The 25,871-nt window shown below is 58.6% G+C and carries 25 protein-coding genes; 11 read left to right on the forward strand and 14 right to left on the reverse strand.

What is annotated here, in order from left to right; genetic code table 11:
• Positions 1 to 63 precede the first annotated feature (63 nt).
• Both ACTG2W_RS04295 and ACTG2W_RS04300 read right to left on the reverse strand, forming a co-directional pair.
• Positions 64 to 837: an ABC transporter substrate-binding protein gene (locus ACTG2W_RS04295; protein WP_440016067.1), complete on the reverse strand. Its 774-nt coding sequence runs from the start codon at positions 835 to 837 to the stop codon at positions 64 to 66.
• Positions 838 to 886: 49 nt separating this feature from the next.
• Complete coding sequence (locus tag ACTG2W_RS04300; RefSeq protein WP_005337310.1) at positions 887 to 1,657, reverse strand: ABC transporter ATP-binding protein; 771 nt, start codon at positions 1,655 to 1,657, stop codon at positions 887 to 889.
• Positions 1,658 to 2,189: 532 nt separating this feature from the next.
• On the opposite strand from ACTG2W_RS04300, the gene ACTG2W_RS04305 reads away from it, so the two are divergent.
• On the forward strand, positions 2,190 to 3,092 hold the full coding sequence (locus ACTG2W_RS04305) for a lysine exporter LysO family protein (protein WP_042053229.1): 903 nt from the start codon (positions 2,190 to 2,192) through the stop codon (positions 3,090 to 3,092).
• 103 nt (positions 3,093 to 3,195) lie between these two features.
• On the opposite strand, the gene iadA is transcribed toward ACTG2W_RS04305, so the two are convergent.
• Positions 3,196 to 4,326, reverse strand: coding sequence for a beta-aspartyl-peptidase (gene iadA, locus ACTG2W_RS04310; protein ID WP_042053116.1), 1,131 nt, complete (start codon positions 4,324 to 4,326; stop codon positions 3,196 to 3,198).
• A gap of 66 nt (positions 4,327 to 4,392) precedes the next feature.
• Entirely contained in the window at positions 4,393 to 5,175 is a 783-nt protein-coding gene (locus tag ACTG2W_RS04315) for an ABC transporter substrate-binding protein (protein WP_101529955.1), read from the reverse strand.
• 386 nt (positions 5,176 to 5,561) lie between these two features.
• Between ACTG2W_RS04315 and ACTG2W_RS04320 the strand changes: the two genes are divergently transcribed.
• Positions 5,562 to 6,170, forward strand: a complete 609-nt coding sequence (locus ACTG2W_RS04320) for an ACP phosphodiesterase (protein ID WP_106842988.1) — start codon at positions 5,562 to 5,564, stop codon at positions 6,168 to 6,170.
• A 56-nt stretch (positions 6,171 to 6,226) separates the two neighbouring features.
• Here the strand turns inward: ACTG2W_RS04320 and ACTG2W_RS04325 are convergent, their stop codons facing one another.
• Positions 6,227 to 6,610: a DUF2069 domain-containing protein gene (locus ACTG2W_RS04325; RefSeq protein WP_103251542.1), complete on the reverse strand. Its 384-nt coding sequence runs from the start codon at positions 6,608 to 6,610 to the stop codon at positions 6,227 to 6,229.
• Entirely contained in the window at positions 6,607 to 6,957 is a 351-nt protein-coding gene (gene arsC, locus ACTG2W_RS04330; RefSeq protein WP_106842989.1) for an arsenate reductase (glutaredoxin), read from the reverse strand. The genes ACTG2W_RS04325 and arsC overlap by 4 nt, the downstream gene beginning before the upstream one ends.
• A gap of 60 nt (positions 6,958 to 7,017) precedes the next feature.
• Between arsC and ACTG2W_RS04335 the strand changes: the two genes are divergently transcribed.
• Positions 7,018 to 7,500, forward strand: a complete 483-nt coding sequence (locus tag ACTG2W_RS04335; RefSeq protein WP_106842990.1) for a TlpA family protein disulfide reductase — start codon at positions 7,018 to 7,020, stop codon at positions 7,498 to 7,500.
• Positions 7,501 to 7,590: 90 nt separating this feature from the next.
• Here the strand turns inward: ACTG2W_RS04335 and ACTG2W_RS04340 are convergent, their stop codons facing one another.
• Positions 7,591 to 9,045, reverse strand: coding sequence for a beta-barrel assembly-enhancing protease (locus tag ACTG2W_RS04340; RefSeq protein WP_005333848.1), 1,455 nt, complete (start codon positions 9,043 to 9,045; stop codon positions 7,591 to 7,593).
• A 121-nt stretch (positions 9,046 to 9,166) separates the two neighbouring features.
• Here ACTG2W_RS04340 and ACTG2W_RS04345 point away from each other — a divergent pair, with 121 nt between their 5' ends.
• The 3 genes from ACTG2W_RS04345 to ACTG2W_RS04355 are packed head-to-tail and all read left to right on the forward strand — an operon-like array spanning position 9,167 to position 11,338.
• A complete protein-coding gene (locus tag ACTG2W_RS04345; RefSeq protein WP_106842991.1) occupies positions 9,167 to 9,400 on the forward strand; it encodes a sulfurtransferase TusA family protein in 234 nt (77 codons plus the stop codon).
• A gap of 25 nt (positions 9,401 to 9,425) precedes the next feature.
• Positions 9,426 to 10,496, forward strand: a complete 1,071-nt coding sequence (locus ACTG2W_RS04350; protein ID WP_005333851.1) for an AI-2E family transporter — start codon at positions 9,426 to 9,428, stop codon at positions 10,494 to 10,496.
• Positions 10,497 to 10,531: 35 nt separating this feature from the next.
• The gene (locus ACTG2W_RS04355; protein WP_106842992.1) at positions 10,532 to 11,338 is read left to right on the forward strand and encodes a MipA/OmpV family protein; all 807 of its coding nucleotides are present in this window, start codon (positions 10,532 to 10,534) and stop codon (positions 11,336 to 11,338) included.
• A 114-nt stretch (positions 11,339 to 11,452) separates the two neighbouring features.
• On the opposite strand, the gene ACTG2W_RS04360 is transcribed toward ACTG2W_RS04355, so the two are convergent.
• Entirely contained in the window at positions 11,453 to 12,253 is an 801-nt protein-coding gene (locus ACTG2W_RS04360; RefSeq protein WP_106842993.1) for an alpha/beta fold hydrolase, read from the reverse strand.
• Positions 12,254 to 12,381: 128 nt separating this feature from the next.
• Between ACTG2W_RS04360 and ppk2 the strand changes: the two genes are divergently transcribed.
• Positions 12,382 to 13,197 (forward strand): polyphosphate kinase 2, encoded by an 816-nt coding sequence (gene ppk2 / locus ACTG2W_RS04365; protein ID WP_005361444.1) that lies wholly within the window; start codon positions 12,382 to 12,384, stop codon positions 13,195 to 13,197.
• 110 nt (positions 13,198 to 13,307) lie between these two features.
• On the opposite strand, the gene ACTG2W_RS04370 is transcribed toward ppk2, so the two are convergent.
• The 5 genes from ACTG2W_RS04370 to yejK all read right to left on the reverse strand — a co-directional run bounded on the left by ACTG2W_RS04370 (position 13,308) and on the right by yejK (position 19,783).
• The gene (locus tag ACTG2W_RS04370) at positions 13,308 to 14,444 is read right to left on the reverse strand and encodes an ABC transporter ATP-binding protein (RefSeq protein WP_106842994.1); all 1,137 of its coding nucleotides are present in this window, start codon (positions 14,442 to 14,444) and stop codon (positions 13,308 to 13,310) included.
• Between the two features lie 68 nt (positions 14,445 to 14,512).
• Positions 14,513 to 15,403 (reverse strand): maltose ABC transporter permease MalG, encoded by an 891-nt coding sequence (gene malG / locus ACTG2W_RS04375; protein ID WP_005333868.1) that lies wholly within the window; start codon positions 15,401 to 15,403, stop codon positions 14,513 to 14,515.
• Between the two features lie 12 nt (positions 15,404 to 15,415).
• Entirely contained in the window at positions 15,416 to 17,068 is a 1,653-nt protein-coding gene (malF, locus tag ACTG2W_RS04380) for a maltose ABC transporter permease MalF (protein ID WP_236289293.1), read from the reverse strand.
• A gap of 75 nt (positions 17,069 to 17,143) precedes the next feature.
• Positions 17,144 to 18,325: a maltose/maltodextrin ABC transporter substrate-binding protein MalE gene (malE, locus tag ACTG2W_RS04385; RefSeq protein WP_005333871.1), complete on the reverse strand. Its 1,182-nt coding sequence runs from the start codon at positions 18,323 to 18,325 to the stop codon at positions 17,144 to 17,146.
• A 408-nt stretch (positions 18,326 to 18,733) separates the two neighbouring features.
• Positions 18,734 to 19,783 carry a nucleoid-associated protein YejK gene (gene yejK, locus ACTG2W_RS04390; RefSeq protein ID WP_181281587.1) on the reverse strand — a complete coding sequence of 350 codons (1,050 nt, stop codon included), beginning with the start codon at positions 19,781 to 19,783 and terminating at the stop codon, positions 18,734 to 18,736.
• Between the two features lie 73 nt (positions 19,784 to 19,856).
• Between yejK and ACTG2W_RS04395 the strand changes: the two genes are divergently transcribed.
• Both ACTG2W_RS04395 and ACTG2W_RS04400 read left to right on the forward strand, forming a co-directional pair.
• Positions 19,857 to 20,084, forward strand: a complete 228-nt coding sequence (locus tag ACTG2W_RS04395) for a YejL family protein (RefSeq protein ID WP_005333874.1) — start codon at positions 19,857 to 19,859, stop codon at positions 20,082 to 20,084.
• A gap of 47 nt (positions 20,085 to 20,131) precedes the next feature.
• Complete coding sequence (locus ACTG2W_RS04400; protein ID WP_005352950.1) at positions 20,132 to 21,982, forward strand: DUF3413 domain-containing protein; 1,851 nt, start codon at positions 20,132 to 20,134, stop codon at positions 21,980 to 21,982.
• Positions 21,983 to 22,067: 85 nt separating this feature from the next.
• On the opposite strand, the gene ACTG2W_RS04405 is transcribed toward ACTG2W_RS04400, so the two are convergent.
• Positions 22,068 to 22,934 carry a MetQ/NlpA family ABC transporter substrate-binding protein gene (locus ACTG2W_RS04405; RefSeq protein ID WP_440016068.1) on the reverse strand — a complete coding sequence of 289 codons (867 nt, stop codon included), beginning with the start codon at positions 22,932 to 22,934 and terminating at the stop codon, positions 22,068 to 22,070.
• A gap of 522 nt (positions 22,935 to 23,456) precedes the next feature.
• On the opposite strand from ACTG2W_RS04405, the gene asp reads away from it, so the two are divergent.
• Together asp and ACTG2W_RS04415 are read left to right on the forward strand one after the other, a co-directional pair.
• Positions 23,457 to 25,331 (forward strand): serine protease Asp, encoded by a 1,875-nt coding sequence (asp, locus tag ACTG2W_RS04410; RefSeq protein ID WP_106842996.1) that lies wholly within the window; start codon positions 23,457 to 23,459, stop codon positions 25,329 to 25,331.
• Between the two features lie 18 nt (positions 25,332 to 25,349).
• Entirely contained in the window at positions 25,350 to 25,808 is a 459-nt protein-coding gene (locus ACTG2W_RS04415; protein WP_106842997.1) for a serine protease chaperone, read from the forward strand.
• The last annotated feature ends 63 nt before the right edge of the window (positions 25,809 to 25,871 follow it).

Raw genomic sequence — 25,871 nt, forward strand, 5'->3', positions numbered from 1 at the left:
TGACGGGCCCGATGACTACTGACGGGATCAACCTGTCGTTACTTGTCGTAGACGTCTTTGGACTTACTCGCCGTATACGTCGAACTCGAAGTACTTGTCGTTGATTTCCTTGTACTTGCCGTTGGCACGCAGCGCCAGAATGGCGGCGTTGAATTTCTCTTTCAGATCCTTGTCAGCCTTGCGCACCGCAATACCGGCACCCTCGCCAAACCACTTGGGATCGGTCAGTTTCGGGCCGACGAATTCAAAGGCATCACCGCCCTCTTTCTTGAACAGACCGTCGGTGATGGCGGCAGAGTCGGCCAGCACATAGTCCACACGACCGGATTTCAGATCGAGATAGGCTTCATCGGCTGTGCCGTAACGCTTGATGGTGGCGTTGGGGAAGTTGTCGGTAATAAAGGTATCCATGGAGGTCGCACGCTGCACCGCGACGGACTTGCCTTCCATAAAGGCTTTGTCGAGCTGCACGTCAGTGCCCTTCTTGGCGGCAAAGCGGGCCGGAATGTGCTGGTACTTCTGGGTGAAGTCCACCTTCTTCTTGCGCTCTTCGGTGATGTCCATGGTGGCGATGATGGCGTCAAACTTGCGCGACAGCAGCGCCGGAATGATGCCGTCCCAGTCCTGCTTGACCAGGGTGCACTTCACTTTCATCTCTTCGCACAGGGCGTTGGCGATGTCGATATCAAAGCCTTTCACCTCGCCACTGGGCTCGGTCCAGGAGAAGGGGGGATAGGCACCCTCAACCCCGATCCGGACCTCTTTCCACTCCTTGGCCATCAGGCTACCGGACGTGAGGGCAGTAACTACGGCTGTCGCCAGCATCAGCTTGTTCATGTATCTCTCCTTGATAAAACAGTTGATTGGGTAACCAGGCATCCCGCCATCAGTAGATGGAGGAGATGAATTGCTTGAACCGCTCGGATTTGGGATGGGCGAAAATCTCCTTGGGGTTGCCCTCCTCTTCCACCCGCCCCTGATGCAGAAACATCACCTTGTTCGATACATCCCGGGCAAAAGACATCTCGTGGGTCACCACCAGCATGGTGCGCCCCTCTTCGGCCAGCTCGCGCATCAGGCCGAGCACCTCCCCCACCAGCTCGGGATCCAGCGCCGAGGTGGGTTCGTCAAACAGCATCACCTCGGGCTCTACCGCCAGCGCACGGGCAATGGCGGCCCGCTGCTGCTGACCACCGGAGAGGTGGCCGGGATAGTAGTCACGCCGCTCCCAGAGTCCAACCCGGTTGAGCAGTTGCTCTGCCTTGGCCAGTGCTTCGGCGCGAGGCACCTTGAGCACCTGGATTGGCACTTCGATGATGTTCTGCATGATGGTCATGTGTGACCAGAGATTGAAACTTTGAAACACCATGGCCAGCCGGCTGCGGATCCGCTCCACCTGACGCATATCCTCGGGCAACCGCTCGCCGGCGCGGCTGGTTTTCATCCGGATCAGCTCGCCATGGAGCGAGACGGTGCCGGATGAGGGGGTTTCGAGCAGATTGATACAGCGAAGAAAGGTCGACTTCCCCGAGCCGGAGGAGCCGATAAGGGAGATCACATCCCCCTTGTGGGCGGTCATGTCGATGCCCTTGAGCACTTCGTGGGTGCCAAAATATTTGTGCAGATCACGTACTTCCAGTGCGGCAACGTCGCTCATCCATTACAACCTTGTCTGTCCCTAGACGCCGCAGGGGCGTGACTCCACCATCGCCAACTTAACAAAAATTTAACCGATGGTAACCTTCAGCGAAAATATCACCCGGATAGTGAAAAAACAATATGGAACGCGGGGATCCTGGTTAATCGCTCTATTTTTATTCGACTATCACGTATTTTTCAGCACTTTGTTTGCATAAACAGCCGTTTCAATGGCTATTCCGATACCGCCTTTTTATACCCCAATCATATCAGTGGCAAGAGAAAAGCGTGATGTGTGCCAAACCGGCACCAAAATGGCTTTATGCACCCCCTTGCCGAGCGAAATATCGGCCCCCCGATCGGATCGACTTGATTTCATTGGTGCACTCGGGCTCGCACAGAACCTTATCAAGCAGAGAGGTTGTGGCAAAAAAGTAACAATCCGCCCCCAAAAGGGCTGTTTTCGGCCATGAAAGCGATAGATATGTGACACAGAACCAATAAGTAATGATAAGGTGGTGTTTTTATCAGTTTTTGTGATCGAGGCCTCGATGCTGCTCAATGTGTTGCTGATCCTGTTGCCACTGGCAATCGGCTATCTGATTCCCCTCTCCTCTGCCCGGCTGATCAAGCTGGTCAACCAGAGTCTGGGCAAGATGGTCTACCTCATTCTGTTTCTGATGGGGCTCGGGCTTGCCTATGTGGAGAACCTGGGCAGCAATCTGGCGGTGATCTTCAAGGTCGCCGGGGTGATGCTCACCGCGATCACGCTCTGCAACCTGCTGGCCCTCTGGTGGCTCGACAAGCGCACGCCGCCGACCCACGAGGCGAGTGATACCAAGATGCCGAGCAAGCTACACCTGTTGTGGGAATCCCTGCAGCTCTGCTTTGTGGTGCTCGGCGGTGTGCTGCTCGGGTTGCTGGTGGATCTGCGCGCACTGCCCATCGACAAGTGGAGCGAGTGGGCCCTGATGCTGCTGCTGTTTCTCATCGGGGTGCAGATGCGCAACTCTGGCATGCGGCTGCGCCAGATCCTGCTCAACCCCTGGGGGATGAAGATAGCCGCCACCGTCATCCTCAGCAGCTGGCTGGGCAGCCTGCTGGCGGCCCAGTTGCTGGGCATGCCCTTTGCCCATGGTCTGGCGATGAGCTCGAGCTTCGGCTGGTATTCGCTCTCCGGCATTCTGGTGGCCGACAAACTGGGGCCGGTGCTCGGCTCTGCTGCCTTTATCAACGATCTTGGGCGCGAGCTTATCGCCATTCTGATCATCCCGGTCCTGATGCGACGCCACCCCTCGGCGGCCATCGGTTACGGCGGCGCCACGGCGCTGGACTTCACCCTGCCGGTTATCCAGAAATCAGGGGGCATTCAGGTGGTGCCGGTGGCCATTGTCTCCGGCTTTATCCTGAGCCTGCTCGGCCCCATCCTGATCCTCGGATTTCTGGCGATCTAAGCCTGATTCCCACATTGCAGATAAAAAAGCCCGACCTTGTTGTCGGGCTTTGGCTGTTTGGAGCAACCACACACTCGCACTGGCTGCGATATTGCCCGCAGCCTTATTCGCGCCACAGGCCGCCGCTCATCACCCTTTCGATAGCAAACGTCCGGTCGTGCACCAGCAGCAGATCCGCATCCTGCCCGACCCCGATACGCCCCTTGCTGCCGAGTCCCAGCGCCTGCGCCGGATTGCTCGTCACCGCGGCCAATGCCCTCTCCAGCGAGACACCGAGTTGGGTCGCGCGCACGCACTGCTGCCACAGGCTGGCAATCTGACCGCAGCGCATCTCGATTAGGCGCCCTTCGCCATCAAAGCGCGGCAGGCTGGCGTTGGCATCCGAACTAAAGGTGATGCGCTCGGCAGGCACACTGGCGGCCAACAGCTCGACGAGTGCATCGGCGGCAAGCCGCTCGCCATCCTCCAGCAGATCGGGAAAGCTCGAGGTGGTGAGATCTACCCAGCCTCCCGCCTTGCCCCACTCGACGGCCTCGGCAAAGAGCCAGGGGTTGCGGTTGCAGTGAGTGGGATAGAGCTGGCGCAGCGGAATGTCGGTCTCATCGCGCAGGGCCCGCAGGGGCGCCAATGCCCCCTTGCCATCCCCGACGTGGAAGAAGCTGACCCCGCTCTTGCCCGCAAGCAGCCCGGCCACCCGCGCCTCGCTGGCAAGCCTGGCCAGCTCGTCGTGGGTCGGCGCACTGGATCTGTGGTCACTGATGGCCACCTCCCCCACCCCCAATACCTCGGGGATCAGGATGATGTCCGACTCCACCGTGCCGGTCAGGGTCTTGACCGGCAGATGGTAAGAGCCGGTATACATAAAAGCGCTCACCCCGGCGGCGCGAAACTCGCGCACCTTGCCGAGCACCTGCGCGGGAGTGCGGGTCAGGCTGTCGGTGCCAAGCGCCGCCACCAGGGTAGTGACTCCGGCCCTGAGCGCCTCGCTCGCCGCCAGCTCCGGGGTGCGAAAGGCAAAGCCCCCCTCACCGCCGCCGCCGGTGATATGGGCCAGCGGATCCACCAGTCCGGGCACCAGATAGCGGCCACGACCATCGACCCTGTGCAGCGGCCAGTTTGCGGGCACCGTCAACCCCTTGCCCATCCAGGCGATACGGCCATCGGTCACCAGCAGATCCTGCTGGCCAAGGTGGGTGGGGCTGAAGATCTCGGCTCCCTCGATCAGGGTCAACATGGCGATCCTCCTTGCACGATTGTCGCTTGCCCAATGAAAAGAGAGGGAGCAAGCTCCCTCCCCCCGTCAACCACCATATATATCGTACTTGAAGTACTTCTGGTTGATCTGCTGATAGGTGCCATTGGCACGCAGGGCCTTGATCGCCTCGTCCAGCTTGCCCTTGAGCTCCTTATCGCTCTTGCGCACGGCGATCCCCATGCCATCACCAAACCACTGGCGATCGGTCAGGGCGGGCCCCACATAATCGAACTTGTCGCCCCCCTCTTTGCCAAGGAGCCCCTGCTCAATGGCAGAGGCATCGGCCAGCAGGGCCAGCACCCGACCCGCCTTCAGATCGAGATAGGCCTCATCGGCATTGCCGTAACGGACGATGGTGACATTCGAGCCAAAATTGTCGGTCAGGTACTTATCGTGGGTGGTGGCACGCTGCACCCCGATGCGCTTGCCCGCCATGCCTTCCGGGGTCAGCGTCAGCTCGGTCCCCTTGGCCGCCACAAAGCGATTGGGAATATGGGCATATTTCTCGGTGAAATCGACCTTCTGGCGCCGCTCGTCGGTGATCGACATGGCGGCGATGATGGCATCGTATTTACGCGACAGCAGGGCCGGGATCATGCCGTCCCAATCCTGCGCCACCAACTCGCACTTGACCGCCATCTGCTTACAAAGGGCGTTGGCGAGATCGATATCAAACCCCTTGATCTCGCCCGACGCATCGGTCCAGGAGAAGGGCGGGTAGGCCCCCTCCACCCCGAAGCGCACGGTTTTCCACTCCTTGGCCATGGCGGGGGTGGCCAGCAGGCTGGCAACAAACAGGGCTGAGAGGGTCAGTCTGATCTTCATCATGTGTACTCCATTACATAAAAAGCGCACAGGCGCGGACAAGGCACCGCAGGCGAATGCATGCGATGACCAAAAGCGGCAAAATCTGGATGAGCGAGATCACGCCCGAGCGGGCGTCAGTGAACTGCTCCAGAGGTTCGATCTATTCGTCGAACCACTCGGAGAGATAGAAAGGCTTGAAGTAGAAGGCCAGAAAAAAGCCTCTGGCTTTGCGCATCATGGTGGTTTGTCGCGTCCTGTGACAAAGATGGCATCACCTTAGCACGCCCGAATTTTGCCCGGCAAGAGGCAGCCGCCAGGCAGTAGCAAAATCCCGATCATGGTCAAGGCAGGCGGGATCCGTTAGGCTCGAAGCACCTTGCCATCCCATAACAGACCCACAGCGACCGATGAATTTTCTGGCCCATCTCCATCTGGCTGCCCACACCCGAAGCTCCCTCACCGGCAATCTGCTCGGCGATTTCGTCAAAGGCACGCTGCCCACGGGGCTTGCCGCCCACTTCGATGAGGGGATCTGGCTACACCGCAAAATTGATGCCTTCACCGACAGCCACCCAGAGCACAAGGCGGCCGTCGCCTGTTTCGAGGCCCCCTGGCGCCGCTTTGGTGGCATAGTGGTGGATATGATCTACGACCACTGGCTGAGCCAGCATTGGGGGCTGTTCAGTACCGAACCCCTGCCCCGCTTCCTGCAACGCAGTTATGATCAGCTATTGGCGGATCACCCACGCCTGCCGGATGGACTGCCGCTTCCCCTCAAGCGGATGGCCGAGCAGAACTGGATCGCCTCCTACCGCCACAGGGAGGGGCTGGGGCAAGCGCTGAATGGCATAGGTCGCCGACTGCGCCGCCCGGTACAACTGGGAGAGGCGCTGCTGACCCTGGATGAGTCGCAGTGGCAAACATGCGAGGCGGGATTTCTGCGCTTCTATCCCCAGCTGATGGCCTTTAGCCAGCAGCAGCTGGCCCAATATCGGGCAGCCCAAGGGGCACAGTGATCCCTCTGGATAGAGCAGCTTCCCCATAAAAAACGCCCCTTGCGGGGCGTTTGTCATCAGTTGGCTTCGTCTTTCTTTTTGCGAATGCTTAAGCCAAGTTCGCGACCACGCAGTCGGGCGTAATAGATGGTGCCGACAAAGGCGAGAGTGGTGAACAGCAGTTCCACCACCGCCAGCCACCGCTCCCCCTCATCCGTGGTGATCAGGGTGAGGGCGTGGAGGAAATAGGGCATCAACACGAAGTTGCCCCAGGCGTGGGTGTAGGGGTTGCCCTGCACTATCCCCTTGAGAGGGAAGAGCAGCGGCACCGTCCAGATCACCGGCAGCAGCCAGGGGTTGAGGTCCGGATGGGGCGACAGCCACAGATGCCAGAGGATGACCCAACACAGCAGACCAAAGAAGCCGACCAGAGTCAGCCAACGTGCGAAGCGGGTGCTCACTTGAGGATCTCCAGCACCTGCTCCGGCGGGCGACCAATGCGGGCCTGACCATTCTTGATGACAATGGGGCGCTCGATCAGCTTGGGATGCTGGTGCATGGCGCGAATAAGGGCATCACCGCTGACATCGGCCAATCCCAGCTCCTTGTAAAGCTCCTCCTTGGTGCGCATCAGCTGGCGGGGATCGCTAAAACCGAGCTGAGAAAGCAGGTTGCGGATCTCATCTTCGCTCGGGGCCTGCTCCAGATAGAGCACCACATCAGGGGCGATCCCGTGCTGTTCCAGCAGCGCCAGGGTTTCGCGACTCTTGGAGCAGCGCGGATTGTGGTAGATTTGGGTCTCGCTCATGGTAACTCCCTGATTAATCGCAAGATGGGACAAGAAACGGCGCTATTGTAGGGGAAAGTGATGGTCAGGGTAAGCGGCAGTGGAAAGGAATTGAAACGAATTTGTTGGCTGATTGTGGCGGGCCTGCTGGGCGCCTGCACACCCGCCCCCGAATTTACCGATGCCAAAGGACAGCCGATCAGCTTGAGCCACTTTGCCGGCAAGCCGCTGCTGGTCAACTACTTCGCCCCCTGGTGCGCCCCCTGCCTGCGGGAGATGCCGCGCCTCAACGGGCTGGCGGCGGAGGGAATGATCGCCGTGGTGGCCATCAACTACGACCCGACCACGCCAGCAAAGCTGGACAGGCTGGCTGCCCAGTACCACATCAAGGTGCCGCTCCTTATTGCCAATGAAGATGCCAAGCTCCCCTTCCCTCGCCCAAGCGGCCTGCCCACCAGCTATCTGCTCGATAGCGAGGGCAAGCTCAAGCAGACGCTGATCGGCGAGCTCGACCAGCAGCAGATCGAGATGCTCAAGGCGACCGCCAGCAGCCTGAGTCACTAGCCCATCGCTGCTATCACCGTCCCCCACATCAACGCCACCGCCATAAACAACAAGGGCGCACCATAGTGCGCCCTTGTTTGATAGGTTTCGTTAGCCCTTGAGGCTGTCGAGATCCTTCTTGGCCCGCTCCAGCTCGGTGATGCGCGCCTCCAGACGAGCCAGGGTCATCCGGTCGCTGGTGGTACCGCGTGCCACGATCAGCTCGTCGATGGCCGCCTGATAATCGCCGCGCAGCGCGAGCATCTCGGCCCGCGCCATATGCAGCTCGGTCATTCTGCCCGCCTTGCGATAGGCATCGGCCAGCAGGTTCCAGGCCAAATTGTTCTCCTCATGGGCACGGGCATAGGGGTCGAGGATGGCGATGGACTTCTTGTAGTTGCCGCTCTCGAGGTAGGCGTTGCCGAGGTTGACCACCACCACTTCGTTATCCGGCATCCGGCTGCGGAACTTCTCGAGGCGCGCGATGGCCTGGGCACTGCGCCCCTTGGCCAGATCGATGTCGGTCTGGGCATCGACGATAAAGAGATCTTCCGGATGACGGGCCGCCAGCTCCTGCATCAGGGTATCCGCCTCATCTGTGCGCTTGAGCTGGATCAGCGCCAGCGCCTTGCCATAGATGGCGGCATCCTTGAGCGGGTAATCCCCCTTCTGGATCCGGCTATCGAAGTAGCTCAGCAGCCCCTGCGGGGTATCGGTACCAAAACGCACCTGAATCCGCACCTTGGCCAGCCAGAAGTCGAGGCTGGGCGGCAAGTCGCGGCGGCCATAGCTGCCCGCCCGAGCGCGGGCCTCGCTGATCCGGGTCTCCGGCAGCGGGTGAGTGAGCAGCATTTCCGGCGGCTTGCTGGCGTAACGGTATTCGGCAGCCAGTTTCTGGAAGAAGTTGGCCATCCCCATAGGGTCGAAACCGGCATCATAAAGCGTCTTCATACCGATGCGATCCGCTTCATATTCGTTGTCGCGGGTGTAGTTGATGGCCGACTGCATGGAGAGGCCCAGCGTAGTCTGCAACGCAGCGATACCGGCAGTCGGGTTGATCACCGCCAGCGCGATGGAGCCCACCAGACCGGCCAGGGTCACCGCCGAGCTGCTCGCCTGCGCCTCCATATAACGGGCGATATGGCGCTGGGTCACGTGGGTGATTTCGTGGGCCAGTACCGAGGCCAGCTCACTCTCGCTGTCGGCGTAGAGGAAGAGGCCAGTGTGCACCTTGACCCGCCCGCCGAGGAAGGCGGCCGCGTTGATGCTGGGATCATTGATGAGGAAGAAGGTAAACGGGAAACGTACCCCATCGGCGTTGGTCAGCAGTCGCTGACCCAGATCGTCAATGTACTGGCTAAGCACTGGATCATCGATGATCGGCAGACCCGCACGGGCAAAGCGCATAAAAGCGTTGCCGTAACGCACTTCCTGCTCGATGGGCAGGGCAGCAACACCGGCCGTGCCGATGTCGGGAAGCTGATTGTTGGCCTCGGCATGAAACGTGGCGCCCATCAGGGAAGCCAGCAGGGGAAGCGATGCCATCAGGGGGGAAAAACGTGCCACGTTATCTCTATCTCCATCAGAAAGGGCCTCGGCAGAATACCCTTGCCCATCAAGGGCTACAAGCGTTGTTTCATGCTCTTATCACGGCCATAATAGCGGCCACCTGCCTGATGGAGCCCCCATGGAAATTCTCGACCTGACCCCCTGGCGTTGCCCCGAGCCGCTGATCCGGCTCAAGCTCTGGTTAAGGGAGGCCAAAAGCGGTCAAACCGTCACCATCCGGCTGGCCGATGCGGGCTCCCGGCAGGATATTCCGGCCTATCTGCACCGTCAGGGCCACCATGTCGAGATGCAGCAACAACCGGACAATACCCTCTCTTTGCAGTTGGTTGTCGGGGCGACACAGCCATCTTGAGCCCCAGTGATGTAAGGATGCCGTCATGTTAGAAGTATTGAAGCGCTGGTATCAGACCCGTTTTTCCGATCCCGATGCCGTTACCCTTTTTCTGTTGCTGGTGTTCTGCTTCACCATCATCTGGCTGTTTGGCGATCTGCTGGCCCCCCTGCTGGTGGCGCTGGTAATGGCCTATCTGCTGGAGTGGCCGGTCGCCCGGCTGCAAAAAGCGGGGCTGTCGCGCACCCTGGCCACCAGCGTCATTCTGATCCTCTTTATTGCGGTAGCAGTCGCCTCCTTGCTGGGTCTTATCCCGACACTGGTCAGTCAGGGGATCAATCTGGCCAAAGAGGCGCCGGCCATGCTGACCCACGCTCAGGATTATGTGCGCACCCTGCCTGACAAATACCCCGAGCTCATCGACGTCAGTCTGGTGGAGACCGTCATCGACAATATTCGCCAGCGCATCCTCAGTGGCGGCGAGCATCTGGTAAGCGCCTCCCTCAGTTCGCTGGTCAACGTGGTCGCCATCATGATCTACCTTATTCTGGTGCCGCTGATGGTCTTCTTTATGCTCAAAGACAAGCGGGTACTGATGGGCAGCCTGCGCCGCTTCCTGCCGCGCAACCGCACCCTGGTCAACCGGGTGTGGGTCGAGATGAACAACCAGATCATCAACTACATCCGCGGCAAGGTGATCGAGATCCTCATCGTCGGCATCGCCACCTATGTCCCCTTCGCCCTGATGGGACTGCGCTACTCGGTGCTGCTGGCGGTGGCGGTCGGCTTCTCAGTGCTGATCCCTTATATCGGCGCCGCCGTGGTGACCGTACCGGTAGCCATGGTCGCCCTGTTCCAGTGGGGGCTCACCCCGGAGTTTGCCTGGCTGATGGTGGCCTATCTGGTCATTCAGGCCCTCGATGGCAACCTACTGGTGCCGGTGCTTTTCTCGGAAGCGGTCAACCTCCATCCGGTGGCCATCATCATCGCCGTGCTGGTCTTTGGCGGCTTGTGGGGATTCTGGGGAGTCTTCTTCGCCATTCCCCTCGCCACCCTGGTCAAGGCGGTGATCAATGCCTGGCCAAAACGTGAAGAGATGCCCGGTGCCGCAAAATAACCTGCTTCCCCTGCAATCGTGACAACGGAGTGTCCATGACCTTTTTTCGTCAAATCAGAGCGGCAGGGCTGACGGCCCTGCTCCTCGCTGCCGCCATGCCCGTCCGCGCCGATATCGATCTTGGCGCCATGGATCTGCTCACCAGCGACAGCCCTACCAGCCCGGTGCCACAGGGCTTTGTCGTCGGAGCAGCGCTCATTGGGGGACAGGCCCGTTATGAAGCGCAGGACAACGCCCTCTACGCCATCCCGGGCTTTATCTATTTTGGCGACCAGTTCATGTTTCTGGGGGATCGGGCCCGCTACTACTTCCACAAGGATGATAACGTGGCCCTCTACGGCTATGGTCGGGTCCGTTTTGGCAATCTGGATCCCGAGGACTCGCCCGCTTTCAGTGGTATGGAGCAGCGAAAATGGCAGCTGGAAGGCGGGATCGGTGGCAACATCATCATCCCCTATGCCCTGCTGACCGTGCGGGCCAACAGCGATGTCACCGGCCGCAGCAAGGGGCAGGAGCTGCTGCTGTGGGCCGACTTCCCCATCCTGCGCGACAACCTGCTGATCATGCCGGGGATGGGGCTGATGCTGCGCAGCGACAAGATGGCCAACTACTACTTCGGCGGCATCTCCGAGAGCGAGGCAACCGCTCAGCGGCCCGCTTGGGATACCGGTACCACCCTATCCCCAATGGCGGCCCTCATCACCAGCTACCGCTTCAGCCCCAACTGGATTGGCATGTTTGCCATGAACTACGAATGGTATGATCGGGACATCAAAAACAGCCCCATCGTCCAGCACGATGGCGAACTTTATGCGGGTTTTGCGCTGGGCTATATCTGGTAACAGTTATGAGTCTTGAACAGTGAGACGCGACCAAACAAAAGGGAGCCCTCGGCTCCCTTTTTCACGGCCATCATCAGGCTGGTAGTACAGCCTGCTCAAGCTGCCAGTTCAGGCTTACAGCGCCGCCAGAAACTCGGTCAGTTGCTGATTGACGAAGGCCGGATTTTCCCGCGACGAGATGTGGCCAGCTGCCGGGATCTCCTTGAACGGGCAACCCAGCACCTCGGCCATCAGATAGCCCTCCAGCACCGGACGGGCCTTGTCCTCGCAGCCTGTCATCACAAGCGCGGGAGTGGTGATCTCCTCCAGCCACTCGATACGATCTTCGCGGGTCACAAAGCTGCGGCCCACCGCTACCATGGCGGCAATCTTATCCTTTGGCCAGGCGGCAAGGCGCGCCTTGAAACCGCTCATCAGCGCATCATCAGGCTGATTGGCAAAAAAGAGCGGCGCTACCTGTTCGACGATGGGCGCCGGGATGGTGCCAAGCTGCTCGATCATCGCCAGCATGCCGAGGTAGCGCTCGCAGGTGATCTGCGGTTCCAGGCCGACAAAACTGTCCATCAGCACCAGCCCCTTGAGGCGGTTTGGCACCATGCGCGCCAGCTCCACACCCCACATGCCGCCGATGGAGAGGCCCACCAGCACGAACTCGTCAACCCCGAGGGCATCGAGCAGCGCCAGGTGATCCCGCGCCAGAGTCGCCAGGGTGCAGCCACCTTCGGGGAGCAGGTCGGAATCGCCGTGGCCCCACAGCTCGGGAACGATGCAGCGATAGCTGCCCTTGAGCGCCTCGATTTGCGGCGCCCACATGGCGCTATCCCACAGGTAGCTGTGACCAAACAGCAGTACCGGCCCTTGCCCTTCATCCAGATAGGCCATCCGGCGGCCCGCTATCTCCATAAAATGCTTCATGTTATCTCCTGTTGCCAGCGATGGGCGGGCAGTGTATCACGTCCCCCTTGGCAGGTGACGCCTCCCTGGTGCAAGCTGACAGTGACTCAAAGAAGTCACCCATGAAAGGATGCCAAAAGGAGAAGCCCATGGCGAAGGAGAAGAGCAAGAAGCGGCCGCGTCTGGACAAGAAGTGCTACGAGCACCACCTCGCCCATCTGCAGGAGGAGCTGGTCAAGCTGCAGGAGTGGGTCAAGCAGGAGGGACTGAAGGTGGTGGTGCTGTTCGAGGGACGGGACGCCGCCGGTAAAGGGGGCGTCATCAAGGCGATCACCGAGCCGCTAAACCCCCGGGTCTGCCGGGTCACGGCGCTGCCCGCCCCCTCCGATCGGGAGCGCTCCCAGTGGTACTTTCAGCGTTATGTGGCCCACCTGCCCGCCGCTGGCGAGATGGTGCTGTTTGACCGATCCTGGTACAACCGGGCCGGAGTCGAGCGGGTGATGGGATTTTGCAGCGACGCCGAGTATCGCGAGTTTCTGCGCGCCTGCCCCGAGTTTGAGCGGATGCTGATCCGCTCCGGCATCACCTTGATCAAATACTGGTTCTCGGTCAGTGACGAGGAGCAGGAGAAGCGCTTTAAAGAGCGGATCAACACCCCCATCAAGCGCTGGAAATTCAGCCCGATGGATTTGCAATCCCGGTCACGCTGGGTGGAATACTCCCGCGCCAAGGATGACATGTTCACCTACACCGACACCGAGGATTGTCCCTGGTTCGTGGTGGAGGCAGATGACAAACGCCGTGCCCGCCTCAACTGCATTGCACATCTGCTGAGCAAGGTACCCTACGAGGCGATCCACTACGAGCCTATCAAGCTCCCCCCCATCAAGACCGAAGGGTATGAGCGCCCGCCGCTGGCCAGCCAGACCTTTGTGCCCGATATTACCGCCGAACTCGAGGCTTGAACCGGGTTACCTTGCCTATCTGCATGTTCAAATCGCAGGCAATAAAAAGCCGGTCTGACGACCGGCAAAAAGGCATTGATTATTAAGAAAGGAAAACCGGCACAAAAAAATCAGGTACGGATATATTTGGCGGTACGGGGGAACGCCTGCTCCTTGGCATCGAACAGGTAGCAGGCTTCGGCCGGGATACCCACGCTGTAGGTCTGACCGGTCGCCACATCCACATCCGAGGTGGCCTTGACGGTAAAGTCGTGACCATCCACATCCATATAAACGAAGGACTCGGCGCCCAGGTGCTCGGCCACCTGCACGATCCCGCTCACCTTGCTGTGTGCATGGGGGTGATCCAGCGGCATCAGGTGCTCGGGGCGAATGCCCAGCTCCACCTTGTCACCCACAGCGCCACTGCGGGCATCGACCCGGGCACGCACGGTATCGCCAGAGGTCAACTTGACCAGGCACTCCTGATCTCCAATCTCCAGCAACTCGCCCGCCAGGAAGTTCATCTTGGGAGAGCCGATGAAGCCCGCCACGAACTTGTTGTCCGGGTTGTGGTAGAGATCCAGCGGTGAACCGAACTGTTCCAGGTTGGTGGCAGCTTCGGCCTTGAGCGGGCTCAGCACCACAATCTTGTCGGCCAGGGTCATCGCTTCCACCTGATCGTGGGTCACGTAGATGATGGTGGAGTTAAGCTCTTTGTGCAGCTTGGCGATCTCGATCCGCATCTTGACCCGCAGCGCGGCATCCAGGTTAGAGAGCGGTTCGTCAAACAGGAACACCTGCGGCTGCTGCACGATGGAGCGACCGATGGCGACCCGCTGACGCTGACCACCGGAGAGCGCCTTGGGCTTTCTGTCCAGCAGCGGCTCGAGACCCAGGATCTCGGCGGCGCGCATCACCCGCTTGTGGATGTTCTCCTTGTCCATTTTCTTGAGCTTCAGACCAAAGGCCATGTTCTCGTAGATGTTCATGTGCGGATAGAGGGCGTAGGACTGGAACACCATGCCGACGTTGCGCTCTACCGGCGGCACGTCGTTCATGTAGCGACCGCCGATGGTCAACTCACCGCTGGTGATGTCTTCCAGACCCGCGATCATCCGCAGCAGGGTGGATTTACCGCAGCCGGACGGGCCGACGAAGACGATGAATTCGCCCTCCTTGATGGAGAGGTTGATGTTGCGCAGGGTGTCCTTGTGAACAGCCGGATCGTAATTTTTGCGAACGTTGTTGAGTACTACTTCAGCCATGACGAGCTCCGCTCTTGAATCTTTGCAAATCGTGATAGCGGGGGGAGTCAGCTCCCCCAGCCATAAACTTAACCTTTCACACCACCAGCGGTCAGACCGCCAACCAACCAGCGCTGTGCCAGCAGGAACACCACTGTGATGGGGAAACCGGAGAGCACTGCGGCCGCCGCGAAATCACCCCACAGATAGTTCTGCGGATAGAGGTACTGCTGGGCCCCGACCGCCAGGGTCAGATTGTTCACATCCTGCAGCAGGATGGAGGCCATGGGCACCTCGGTAATGGAACCGATAAAGGCCAGAATAAACACTACCGCCAGGATGGGCACCGACAGGGGCAACAGGATCAGACGGAATGCCTGCCACGGGGTCGCACCGTCGATGGCCGCCGCCTCCTCCAGGGAGGAGTCGATGGTCTCGAAGTAGCCCTTGATGGTCCAGACGTGGAGGGCTATCCCCCCCATGTACGCCAGGATCAGGCCACCGTGGGTGTTGAGACCCAGCCAGGGAATATAGTCACCAATCTTGTTAAAGAGCGCGTAGATGGCTACCAGCGCCAACACCGCCGGGAACATCTGGAAAATCAGCATGCCCTGCAAGATGGTGGACTTGCCACGAAAACGCAGGCGGGCAAAGGCGTAAGCACAGGTGGTGGAGAGCGTCACGATCATCAGGGCAGTGATGCCGGCGATCTTGATGGAGTTCCACAACCAGGTCAGCACCGGGAACGGCGGCGGCGTGATGCTACCGTCGGCGTTGGTGATGGACATGCCCAGCGCCAGCTTCCAGTGATCCAGCGTCGGATTGGAGGGGATGATCTCCCCTACCGCGAAGTTACCGTTACGGAACGAGATGGCGATAACCATGATCAACGGGAAGATGATCAACGCCAGGAAGCCCCACATGACCAGGTGGGTTGCCCACACCCGGTATTTGACTGATTTGGGTTGTACGATTGCCATGTTGAAGCCTCCTTACAGCTGCTTGTCGGCTTTGGACAATTTCAGGTTGAGCAGCGCCAGCGCACCCACGATGAGGAAGATGGCTGTGGCGATGGCACTGGCCAGACCGTAGTCCTGACCACCCGATCCCTGGAACGCAATCCGGTAGGTATAACTCACCAGCAGGTCGGTGGTACCGGCCGGGGTGCTGGCGCCGATGATGTCGGGCGCACCGTTGGTCAACAACTGGATAAGCACGAAGTTGTTGAAGTTGAAGGCGAACGAGGCAATCAACAGCGGTGTCAGCGGCTTCATCAGCAGCGGCACGGTGATCTTGAAGAAGTTCTGTACCGGACCGGCACCATCCATGGCGGACGCTTCATAGAGATCTTCCGGAATGGCTTTGAGCAGGCCCATGCAGAGGATCATCATGTAGGGGTAGCCGAGCCAGGTGTTGACAATGAGGATCATCACCTTGGCCAGGAAGGGGTTGGTATACCAGTCCGGCTTGATGCCAAATGCCGCTTCCAGGAACATGTTGATCTCACCGAAGTTCTGGTTGAACAACCCCTTGAACACCAAGATGGAGATAAACGCCGGGATCGCATAGGGCAGGATCAACATGACCCGATAGAAACCGCGCCCCTTGAGCTCTTCCCACTGCACCAGACAGGCCAGCACCATGCCGATAGCCAAGGTGAAAGCGACGGAGCAGGTTGAGAAGATCACGGTCCAGATGAAGATCTGCAGGAAGGGTGACTGGATGCCCGGATCGGTGACGATGCGCGCGAAGTTCTTCCAACCGACGCTCACCACAAAGCCCGGAGCAATACCCTTGCCGACAAACTGACCCTGTTCGTCGATGTACTGATAGAAGCCGGTCTCGCCATTGGGCAGCATCAGCTCGCCATTCTGGGTATCACGCAGCAGGTTGCTGTCTTTGATCACCACGCCGGACTTGAGCACGGCACCATCCATCAGACGGGTGTAGTGCTGCTTCTGGGCGGCAAACTTGCGCAGACTGCTCAGGGTCAGGTGGGTACCGCCATCCGGCAGCACCAGATCAAGGTCACTCAGGTGAGTACGATGCTCAACAATGGCGCGGATCGGTGCGGCATTGCTGGCCGCTTCGCCAGTGAAGGGCTGCAGCTCGACCACTTGCTGGGTGTTCTGCACACGGCCCTCGCGGGACGCCAGCTCACGGGCCTTGTTGGTCATCAGGGAAACAGGTTGGCTGATAAAGGATTGATCATCCTGTGTCAGCAGCAGCTGGAACTGGCCGTTGTCGCCACCCAGCAGGGTAAAATCGAATTCACCGCCCGCCACCTTGTAGGTTTTCTTCAGGTGGTAGTCCCGTGCCTGCTCCACGGAGAGCAAGTTGGACCCCGAATAGTTGGTGAAGGCAATGCCAATGGTGTAGGCAAGAGGGAAGATGATAAACACAACCATGCCCGCAACACCCGGAAAGATGTAGCGATGGGCATAGGTCTTCTTGTTCATGAAGACATACAGACCGACGGAAACCACCACCAGATCCAGCAGCGCGAATACCCACTCGCCACTGGCGTACATCATCACGGCTGCGTAGCCGTTGAGGATGGCAACCAGGGCCGCTATGGTCCACTTAAGCCAGGTGTGCTTATCCTTCGGACCGGCATAGGACTCAACAGAAGGTACTACTTCCATGCCAATTAACCTTTATAACGCCAAGAGAGATTTGAGAGAGTGGGAGGCCATGACGGCCTCCCGGGTAGTGCGTGCTTACTGAACGATACGCTTGGCAGCGGTATCCAGAGCTTCGTCAACACCCTGACGACCGGAGGTCACGTTCTTGAGGGCAGTTTCGAAGGAAGACCAGAAACGGCTCATCTCGGGAACGGATGGCATCGGCTCGCCAGCCTGGGCGTTCAGCATGGTGGCCTTGATGTGCGGATCGGATTCCAGAGTCTTCTGGAAGGATTTCAGCGCAACGGCACCCAGCGGCTTGTCGGCGTTAACCGGCGCCAGACCGGCATCGGTCAGCAGGTAGTTTTCCAGGAACTCGATAGCCAGATCCTTGTTCGGGCTGGCAGCGTTGATGGTGGCACCCAGTACGCCAACGAAGGCTTTGGCCGGCTTGCCGTTCAGGGTCGGCAGCGGCGCTACGCCGTACTTGATGCCGCTCTTGTCCAGGTTGCTCCAGGCCCAAGGACCGTTGATCATCATGGCCACTTCGCCCTTGTTGAACTTGGCGTCCATCACACCGTAGTCGATGCCTTTTTCCAGGTGACCGGACTTGATCATCTCGGAGATGTAGCCCACGCCCATCTTGGCACCTGCGTTGTTCACGCCGGTATCTTTGACGTCATAACCGGTAGCGGTTTTCTTGAAGGCGTAACCACCGTTGGCAGCCACCAGCGGATAGCTGAAGTACGGGGTGTCATAAGCCCACATGATGGCGCGCTTGCCGTTTTTCTTCAGAGTCTCGTCAATCTTGGCGATCTCTTCGAAGGTTTTCGGCGGCTCGGGCAGCAGGTCCTTGTTATAAATCAGGCTGACTGCTTCCATGGCAACCGGGTAGCCATAGGTTTTGCCATCAACAGTCATGGCATCCCATGCCAGCTGTTCAAATTTGCCTTTGGTGGCAGCGTTCGGCGTTACCGGAACCAGCAAACCGGCTTTGACCCACTCACCGTAACGGTCGTGAGCCCAGAAGAAGATGTCCGGGCCGTTGCCAGTGGCGGCGGCTTGCTGGAATTTCACTTCAACCTGATCCGGGTGAGCAACAGTAACCTTGATGCCGGTTTCTGCTTCAAACTTCTTACCCACTTCAGCCAGACCGTTGTATCCCTTGTCACCGTTGATCCAGATGGTCAGCTGGCCTTCATCGATGGCAGCAGTAGCAGAGCAAGCGACGCCAAGAGTGGCCAGACCGATCAGGGATGACAGCAATTTCTTTTTCATGAGCCTTTCCTTGTATTAGTTCCGCGCTGTAAGAGCATTGTGTGCGAGATGAATATTATCCCAAGCGGCAAACGGCTCACATGACGCAACTCGCATTTTTGAAATGCAATTACGTATTTCCTTCCAGAAAGTTTTGAAAACATTTTCTTATTTCAGGGAATTACGGCCATTTATCGGCTTAATTCCAGACAACCACAGAATAATAATTACCAAAATGAAATAAAATTTCATGAATGAAAGGGTTTTCACCTCAATGAAAACCCTTTCAGGTGGTTTATTTTGTTTGATTTGTTAACAAAGTACCGCGCCAGTTTCGAGGTCTGCCCAGGCGCGATAAAAAAAGAGACCCCGCCGGGGCGGAGTCTCTTTTTGCCAGAAATGACGAGTTGATCACACTCGGGAGCATGACTACGACTGGCGCAGCAGCTGATCCTTGAGATTGGGCGGCACACCCTTGATGGTCAGGGTGTCGGTCTGAGGGTCGTAAAAGATCCGGCTGTTCAACAGCTTCTGCTCAAAGCTCAGAGTCAGACCGCCGCCGGAGCCAACAAACTTGGTCAAACCACGCAGGGTAGAGCGATCCGCCGGGAAACGCTCTTCCAGCTCATACTCCTGACCGATAAAGCTGTAAAAATCGAGGTCACCGTCGCCAGGCAATTCTGCAGACAGCTCCTTGATTTCGATCTCTTCACCGGCACTCGCCTGTTCGGTGCAATATTTGAAGACCTGCTTTTTATAGTCATTGCGCTCGGTCGGTTCGAGCTGACGACTGTCGCAATAATCTTCAACCGCCTGCAGCAAGCCTTTATTTTGTACCTTGGCATCCATGCCCTCGCGGGCCCCCAGCAGATCCATAAAGAAGTCGCCCAGTTTGCGACCAATGCGCCCCTTGCTGAAGGTGATATAGCGGCGCGAATCCGGTTGGGTTTTCCATTCGGTCAAATCAATGCGGGCCACCAGATTGAGTTTGCCGATATCCAGATACTGGATATGGCGTAATTCCAGCGCTTCGCTGACGGTGACGCTCTCCTTGCCCTCCAGCAGAGCAATCAGCAGATAATCGACCCCGACGTAGTTATATTTGGCAAACAGCAGCACCCCCTGCTCATCGAGGGCGTGCTCCACCAGCTGCTTGACCAGCATCTGGGTCACAGTGACCGAGAAGGGAACGAATTCGGTCTGCTCGTCGAGCAGCTGTTCGAGGGCGATACGAAACGCGGGTGAAGGCTGCTTGGGAGCCTCTTCACCGTCGGCCAGCTCGGCGACGGCGGCCTCGGGGTCGGCAAAGAAGCCAAAGCCCTTGCCGCCCTTGCCGTTGTAGATCCGATGCAGTTCCACCATCAGTCCCTGTACCGCCTCATCAGGGGGCAGGGTCTGGCTGCGGGTATCGGCGTGGGGTTGACCATCGCCGCCTTGGCGCAAGGAGTGAAGAATGATCTTGTCGATATCGAGACTCATGTCACAAAGCCATAGTGTTAGCCGAAAGGGTGAAGTATTATAAGGCGCTTTGAACCGAGATGAACTGAAGATTATGCCTATCGTATCAAAGTACAATAACGAGCAATTTGACGCCCTGATGAACGACCTGATCACCGCGCTGGAAAAGCATAAAGCGCCGGTAGATCTCAGCCTTATGGTGCTTGGCAATCTGACCACCAATATCATCAACGGTATGGCACCGGCCCAGCGCCAGGCCATCACTGAAAAGTTTGTCCAGGCCCTGACCGCATCGGTCGATAATCGCCACGACGCACACTGAGTCCCCGACTCTGTTGATTTGACGTTTCTCAACGCAGATGGATCACTATGGTCGAAACCGGTAACCCCTATCGTGATAATGTCTCTCGCCTGATCACCTGGGGGCATTGGTTCTCCTTCTTCAACATTATTCTGGCCATGCTCATCGCCACCCGTTATCTGGGTGCCATCAGCTGGCCATCGACCACGCTTGGCGTGATCTATCTCGTTGTAAGCTGGATTGGCCACTTCTCGTTTCTGAGTTTTGTCACCTACCTGTTGACGATCTTCCCGCTCAGCTTCGTGCTGCCCAAGGAGAAGTCGTTGCGGTTCATCTCGGCCATCATCGCTACCCTGGCGCTGGTGCTGCTGCTGATCGACACCCAGGTATTCCGGCTGTTCAAGTTCCACCTCAACAGTCAGGTATGGCAGTTGCTGCTGGATCAGGCGCAAACCGAAGAGGGCTCAATCTGGAGCATCATCTTCGTTGCCGTGCCCACCATCTTCCTGCTGCAACTGCTGCTGTCGGCCTATGTCTGGCGCAAGATCAACAAGCGCAAGCGCCGCCAGTACGGCAATCAGGTGGGGCTGGCCCTGCTGATCTGCTTTATTCTGACCCACGTGGTCAACAGCTGGGCGGATGCGACCCTCTATCAGCCGATCACCATGCAGAGAGCCAACTTCCCCCTCTCCTACCCTATGACGGCCCGCTCCTTCCTGGCCAAACATGGCTGGCTGGATCTGGATCAGTACGAGAAGCAGGCTGCTTCCCAGGGGGATAACAGCGACAGCCGGATGCACTATCCGCTGCGCCCGCTCAACGTCAACGCCCCCCTGACTCACAACAATCTGCTGATTGTGGTGGTCGATTCGCTGCGCTTTGACATGCTCAACAACATCAACATGCCCAATCTGCAGCGCTATGCGGATCAGCATCTGACGTTCCGCAATCACCTGAGTGGTGGCAACGACGACCTGATGGGCATGTTCAGCCTCTTCTACGGGTTGCCCGGTCACTACTACAAGGACATCAGCAGCGACAAGCGTCCGCCGGTGCTGTTCGACGAGATGCTGCGTCAGGATTACCAGTTCGGGCTGTTCGGCGCGATGGAAGATGCCCAGAAGTATCGCAAGAGCATCCTCGCCGGTCTGCGCAAACAGGTGTTTGTCTCCGAACAGAGTGACGATGGCAAGCTGCTGACCGACTGGCAACAGTGGCTGGAGAAGCGCTCACCCGAGCGTCCCTGGTTCTCGCTGGTCTATCTCTCGAGCCCCGGCGACTACCAATTGCCCGCCACCATGAAGGGGCCGTTCCAACCGGAGCTCGCCAACTTCAATCCGGCGACCGCCTATCGGGCGGAGAACCTGCAAAAACTGGAGAACCGCTACAAGAACTCGGTCTTCTATACCGACCAGTTGCTTGAACAGATGCTGACCAAATTGCAGTCGCAGGGGATGGACAGCAACACCATCGTCGTCATCACCTCCAACCACGGTCAGGAGTTCAACGACACCCGCAGCAACAGCTGGGGCGCAGGCAGCAACTACTCACCCTATCAGGTGCAGGTCCCGCTGGTACTGGCCTGGCCGGGGCGCGGCAGTGACGTTCGGGAACAACCAAGCAGCCATTTCGATCTGGCGCCGACCCTGATGCAGGGGATGCTGGGCGTGCGCAATCCAGCGCGCGATTACAGCGTTGGCCGCTCGCTGTTTGATACCAGCCCGCGCAACTGGCTGCTGGCCGGGGATCAGAACGACTTCGCCATCTATGAAGGGGACACCATCACCCACTTCAACAAGCAGGGTGACTTCGAACTGCTGGAGCGCAACAGCTATCGCCCGATCAAGCACGGCACCCCGGATATGGGCGCCATGATCCAGGTGATGAACGAGCTGAACCGCTTCTATCGCAACCAGTGAAGCGCCCGTTGATGGCTTGATACCATAAAAAACGCTCCGAATTCGGGGCGTTTTTCGTTGTATAGCCGGGCCACGTTCACGACTGTCAGCCACCCCACCCTTGCGGGTACTTGTAGCCGACGAAACGCTTGGCTGCATAGGCTTTGAAAGCCGCCGAGTTGTAGGCCGCCGCCACATCTTTGGCAAACGGCTGATCCGCATCTACGCTTTTCACCACCACCCAGTTGATAAAATCGTAGCTGCGCTCCAGAAACAGTCCTTCACTGAACGGGATTCCGCTGGAGGCGGCAAAATTACCGTTGATCACCGAGAAGTCCACATCCTCCCGCGAGCGGGGCAACTGCGCGGCTTCCAGCAGTACCAGCTTGAGATTGTGCGGATTGTTCACCACATCAAACTCGCTCGCCTTGAGCGGGTTTATCCCCTCCTTGAGAGTGAGCCAACCAAGATCCTGCAGCATCAACAGCGCCCGCGCCTGATTGGTGGGATCGTTGGGGATGGCCACCGTGCTCCCCTCTTTCACCTTGTCGAGTGCCGCCAGCTTGCCGGAGTAGAGTCCCATCGGACCGGTTGGCACCTGGGTAATGGGCGCCAGCGACAAGCCGCGATCTTTAGCAAAACTCTCCAGATAGGGTTTGTGCTGGAAGCAGTTCACATCCAGTGATCCGTCAGCCAGAGCAATATTGGGGGTCACATAGTCGGTGAACTCCACCAGCTTGACCTTATACCCCTTGGCCTCCAGCTGCGGCTTGATGGAGTCGGTCACCATGTCGGCAAAATCCCCCACCGTAGTACCAATCACGATCTCCTGTTTGGTCGGCAAGGGCGCATCGGCGGCAACCGCGGAAAAAGAGAGGCACCCGACCGCTATCGCGGCAATAAAGGTGCTAGCGCCAGCAGTGGCGCGCAAGGAAGCAGTCAAAGGAGAAGATAAGAAGGAACAAAACGGCATAGGGACTCCCTGTCAGGTACGCATCAAGCTATGGGACTGCGGCGGGGTGGCTCTCAGAGATTAAGCCCCTCAAACCGCAGCAATCTAGCCATCCAAACGGCTATTTCAATTACCATAACAGAGCCATCCACCGCCGCCAAGCAATAAACCGCTGGTTCCACCTCATCACCCTTGCTGTCACCCCCGAATGCATAGCTGCACTCACGTTGGCACACACAACCATGCAGCTCACGTTCAAGAGCCCACGAGCTCCCCTCGGGATTGCCCCGAATCGAGATGGCTGCGGCGAAGGAGAGTCACGAGAGAGTGAATTACAGATAAAAAGATCAGTAGCGAGCTGTGAGAACCATTCTCAATAAAACACATAACCAGCGTCATTGGAATACCTACCACAAACTGAATCGGTTTTCTTTGAGCCTCATTGCGTTTTTTGAAAATGGCTCTTTTTGAACCCCTGTCAGCCATGTATAGATTTCCGTCGCACTCAGGATGAGTGCGATCCAAGATGGAGTTAAAAAAATAATGAAGCAAACATCGTTAGCACTGGCGATCACAGCACTGCTGTCGACCCTGCCCAGTGCGCTCGTTCAGGCAAATGAAGGTTGTGCGCCGCTCACCGGCAAGGAGAGCGGCATGGATATCGGACGCAGCAGCACCGAGCGCTGCCTGCCAGGTGCCAATCCCCTGCAGGATCAGCAGTGGTATCTGCTCAACAGCGGCCAGGATGGATTCAGCGCCCGTGGCGGTATAGCGGGCAATGATCTCAACCTCTGGTGGGCTCATCGCACCGGTGTGCTGGGCCAGGGAGTCAATGTGGCCGTGGTGGATGATGGCTTGGCTATCGCCCACCCGGATCTGGCGGAGAACGTCCGTCCGGGCTCAAAAAACGTGGTGACCGGCAGCGATGACCCGACCCCGACTGATGCGGATACGGCGCACGGCACTTCTGTCTCCGGCATCATTGCGGCGGTAGACAACGCCATCGGCACCAAGGGGATAGCCCCGCGAGCCCAGCTGCAGGGGTTCAACCTGCTGGATGACAACAGCCAGCAGTTGCAGAAAGATTGGCTCTACGCCCTTGGGGACAGCGATGCCAGCCGCGACAACCGGGTGTTCAACCAGAGCTACGGCATGAGTGTGGTGGATCCCCGCTCTGCCAACTCTCTGGATCAATCCCAGCTTGATCGCCTGTTTGAACAGCAGACCCTCAAGGCGCAGGGCGCGGCCTATATCAAGGCCGCCGGCAACGGCTTCAACAAGATAGCGGCGGGCGGCTATGTGCTTAACCGCACCGGCAATGGTCCCAAATTGCCGTTTGAAAACAGCAACCTCGATCCCTCCAACAGCAACTTCTGGAACCTGGTGGTGAGCGCGCTCAACGCCGATGGCGTCAGATCCTCCTACTCCAGCGTCGGCAGCAACATCTTCCTGAGCGCGACCGGCGGCGAATACGGTACAGACTCTCCGGCGATGGTGACCACGGATCTGCCCGGCTGCGACATGGGTTACAACCGCACCGACGATCCCAGCACCAACCGGCTGCACGGCAACCCGCAACTGGATGCCAGCTGCGACTACAACGGTGTGATGAACGGTACCTCCTCCGCCACCCCCAGCACCTCCGGCGCCATGGCGCTGCTGATGTCCGCCTATCCGGATCTGTCGGTGCGGGATCTGCGGGATCTGCTGGCGCGCAGCGCAACCCGGGTCGATGCCACACAGAAACCTGTGATGGTCAGCTACACCAGCAGCACCGGCAAGGTGCGCGACGTGAAAGGACTGGAAGGGTGGGAGCGCAATGCCGCCGGCATGTGGTTCAACCCGACTTACGGTTTTGGTCTGATCGACGTCAACAAGGCCCTTGAGCTGGCAGCCAATCACCAGCCCCTGCCCCCGCTGGTACAGCTGCCATGGCAGAAGATCAATGTCAGCGGCAGTGCCGCCGCCATTGCGGATGTGGGCAACAGCCCGACCAGCTCGACAACACGCATTGCCACACCGTTGACGGTAGAAGCGGTTCAGGTGATGGTGAGCCTGGATCACCAGCGTCTGCCCGATCTGCTGATCGAACTGGTCTCCCCCGCTGGCACCCGCAGCATCCTGCTGAGCCCCTTCAACAGCCTGGTCGGCCAATCTCTCGACCAGCAGCAACTGGGCTTTGTGCGAACCAAGGGATTGCGTGACATGCGGATGCTATCCAACAAGTTCTACGGTGAATCAGCCGAAGGCCAGTGGCGACTGGAAGTAACCGACGTTGCCAACGGTACCCGTCAGGTCTCTCTGCTCAATCGCGAGACCCGTGAGCGTACCACCCTGACCGAGCGCAACAATCGCCAACCGGGCAAGCTGATCTCATGGTCCCTGCGGGTCCTGGGTCACGATGCCAACCGCAGCTAACACGCTAGGAGTATTACCATGAACAAACCTGTTACCTTGCTTCTGGCAACCCTGCTGGCCCCCCTCTCGGGACAGCTCTGCGCCCAGGAGTCCGTCACCATGGATGGCAAACAATACAGCACCATAGAGGTGAACGGCCAGACTTACCTCATTCCCGACAACGGCAGCAAGAAGCGAGTCGCCCGCAGCCTTGACAGCAAGGTCCCGCAACAGACCCTGCGCCGCGGTGACGTGTTGATGCAAGGGGCCGCTAGCCCGGAGCTGACTGTAAGCGGCACCCTGCTGGTGGAAGCTGACGATGCCAGCGCCAAGGCGCTGGCGACGCGCCACGGCCTGAACTTCAAGCAGAGCAGCGGTGGCATTGCCCTGCTTGAGGCCAAACCGGGCACCGATCTCAACGCCATCGCCACCAAGCTCAAGAGCGAAGGGGTGAATGTGCAGATCGAGCTGTCGGGGACCGAACAGCAGCCGAAATAGGCCGCGACACACAGATAACAAAGGGGGCCATTATGGCCCCCTTTCTGTGCAGCTCATTTTGAT

It is taken from the genome of Aeromonas sp. 96A (assembly GCF_051919165.1).
GTDB classification, from domain to species: domain Bacteria; phylum Pseudomonadota; class Gammaproteobacteria; order Enterobacterales; family Aeromonadaceae; genus Aeromonas; species Aeromonas veronii.

Coding starts and splice junctions, on each gene's coding strand:
- ACTG2W_RS04295 (WP_440016067.1), bottom strand. CDS start 837: ATGAACAAGCTGATGCTGGCGACAGCCGTAGTTACTGCCCTCACGTCC.
- ACTG2W_RS04300 (WP_005337310.1), bottom strand. CDS start 1,657: ATGAGCGACGTTGCCGCACTGGAAGTACGTGATCTGCACAAATATTTT.
- ACTG2W_RS04305 (WP_042053229.1), top strand. CDS start 2,190: ATGCTGCTCAATGTGTTGCTGATCCTGTTGCCACTGGCAATCGGCTAT.
- iadA (WP_042053116.1), bottom strand. CDS start 4,326: ATGTTGACCCTGATCGAGGGAGCCGAGATCTTCAGCCCCACCCACCTT.
- ACTG2W_RS04315 (WP_101529955.1), bottom strand. CDS start 5,175: ATGATGAAGATCAGACTGACCCTCTCAGCCCTGTTTGTTGCCAGCCTG.
- ACTG2W_RS04320 (WP_106842988.1), top strand. CDS start 5,562: ATGAATTTTCTGGCCCATCTCCATCTGGCTGCCCACACCCGAAGCTCC.
- arsC (WP_106842989.1), bottom strand. CDS start 6,957: ATGAGCGAGACCCAAATCTACCACAATCCGCGCTGCTCCAAGAGTCGC.
- ACTG2W_RS04335 (WP_106842990.1), top strand. CDS start 7,018: ATGGTCAGGGTAAGCGGCAGTGGAAAGGAATTGAAACGAATTTGTTGG.
- ACTG2W_RS04345 (WP_106842991.1), top strand. CDS start 9,167: ATGGAAATTCTCGACCTGACCCCCTGGCGTTGCCCCGAGCCGCTGATC.
- ACTG2W_RS04350 (WP_005333851.1), top strand. CDS start 9,426: ATGTTAGAAGTATTGAAGCGCTGGTATCAGACCCGTTTTTCCGATCCC.
- ACTG2W_RS04355 (WP_106842992.1), top strand. CDS start 10,532: ATGACCTTTTTTCGTCAAATCAGAGCGGCAGGGCTGACGGCCCTGCTC.
- ACTG2W_RS04360 (WP_106842993.1), bottom strand. CDS start 12,253: ATGAAGCATTTTATGGAGATAGCGGGCCGCCGGATGGCCTATCTGGAT.
- ppk2 (WP_005361444.1), top strand. CDS start 12,382: ATGGCGAAGGAGAAGAGCAAGAAGCGGCCGCGTCTGGACAAGAAGTGC.
- ACTG2W_RS04370 (WP_106842994.1), bottom strand. CDS start 14,444: ATGGCTGAAGTAGTACTCAACAACGTTCGCAAAAATTACGATCCGGCT.
- malG (WP_005333868.1), bottom strand. CDS start 15,403: ATGGCAATCGTACAACCCAAATCAGTCAAATACCGGGTGTGGGCAACC.
- malF (WP_236289293.1), bottom strand. CDS start 17,068: ATGGAAGTAGTACCTTCTGTTGAGTCCTATGCCGGTCCGAAGGATAAG.
- malE (WP_005333871.1), bottom strand. CDS start 18,325: ATGAAAAAGAAATTGCTGTCATCCCTGATCGGTCTGGCCACTCTTGGC.
- yejK (WP_181281587.1), bottom strand. CDS start 19,783: ATGAGTCTCGATATCGACAAGATCATTCTTCACTCCTTGCGCCAAGGC.
- ACTG2W_RS04395 (WP_005333874.1), top strand. CDS start 19,857: ATGCCTATCGTATCAAAGTACAATAACGAGCAATTTGACGCCCTGATG.
- ACTG2W_RS04400 (WP_005352950.1), top strand. CDS start 20,132: ATGGTCGAAACCGGTAACCCCTATCGTGATAATGTCTCTCGCCTGATC.
- ACTG2W_RS04405 (WP_440016068.1), bottom strand. CDS start 22,934: ATGCCGTTTTGTTCCTTCTTATCTTCTCCTTTGACTGCTTCCTTGCGC.
- asp (WP_106842996.1), top strand. CDS start 23,457: ATGAAGCAAACATCGTTAGCACTGGCGATCACAGCACTGCTGTCGACC.
- ACTG2W_RS04415 (WP_106842997.1), top strand. CDS start 25,350: ATGAACAAACCTGTTACCTTGCTTCTGGCAACCCTGCTGGCCCCCCTC.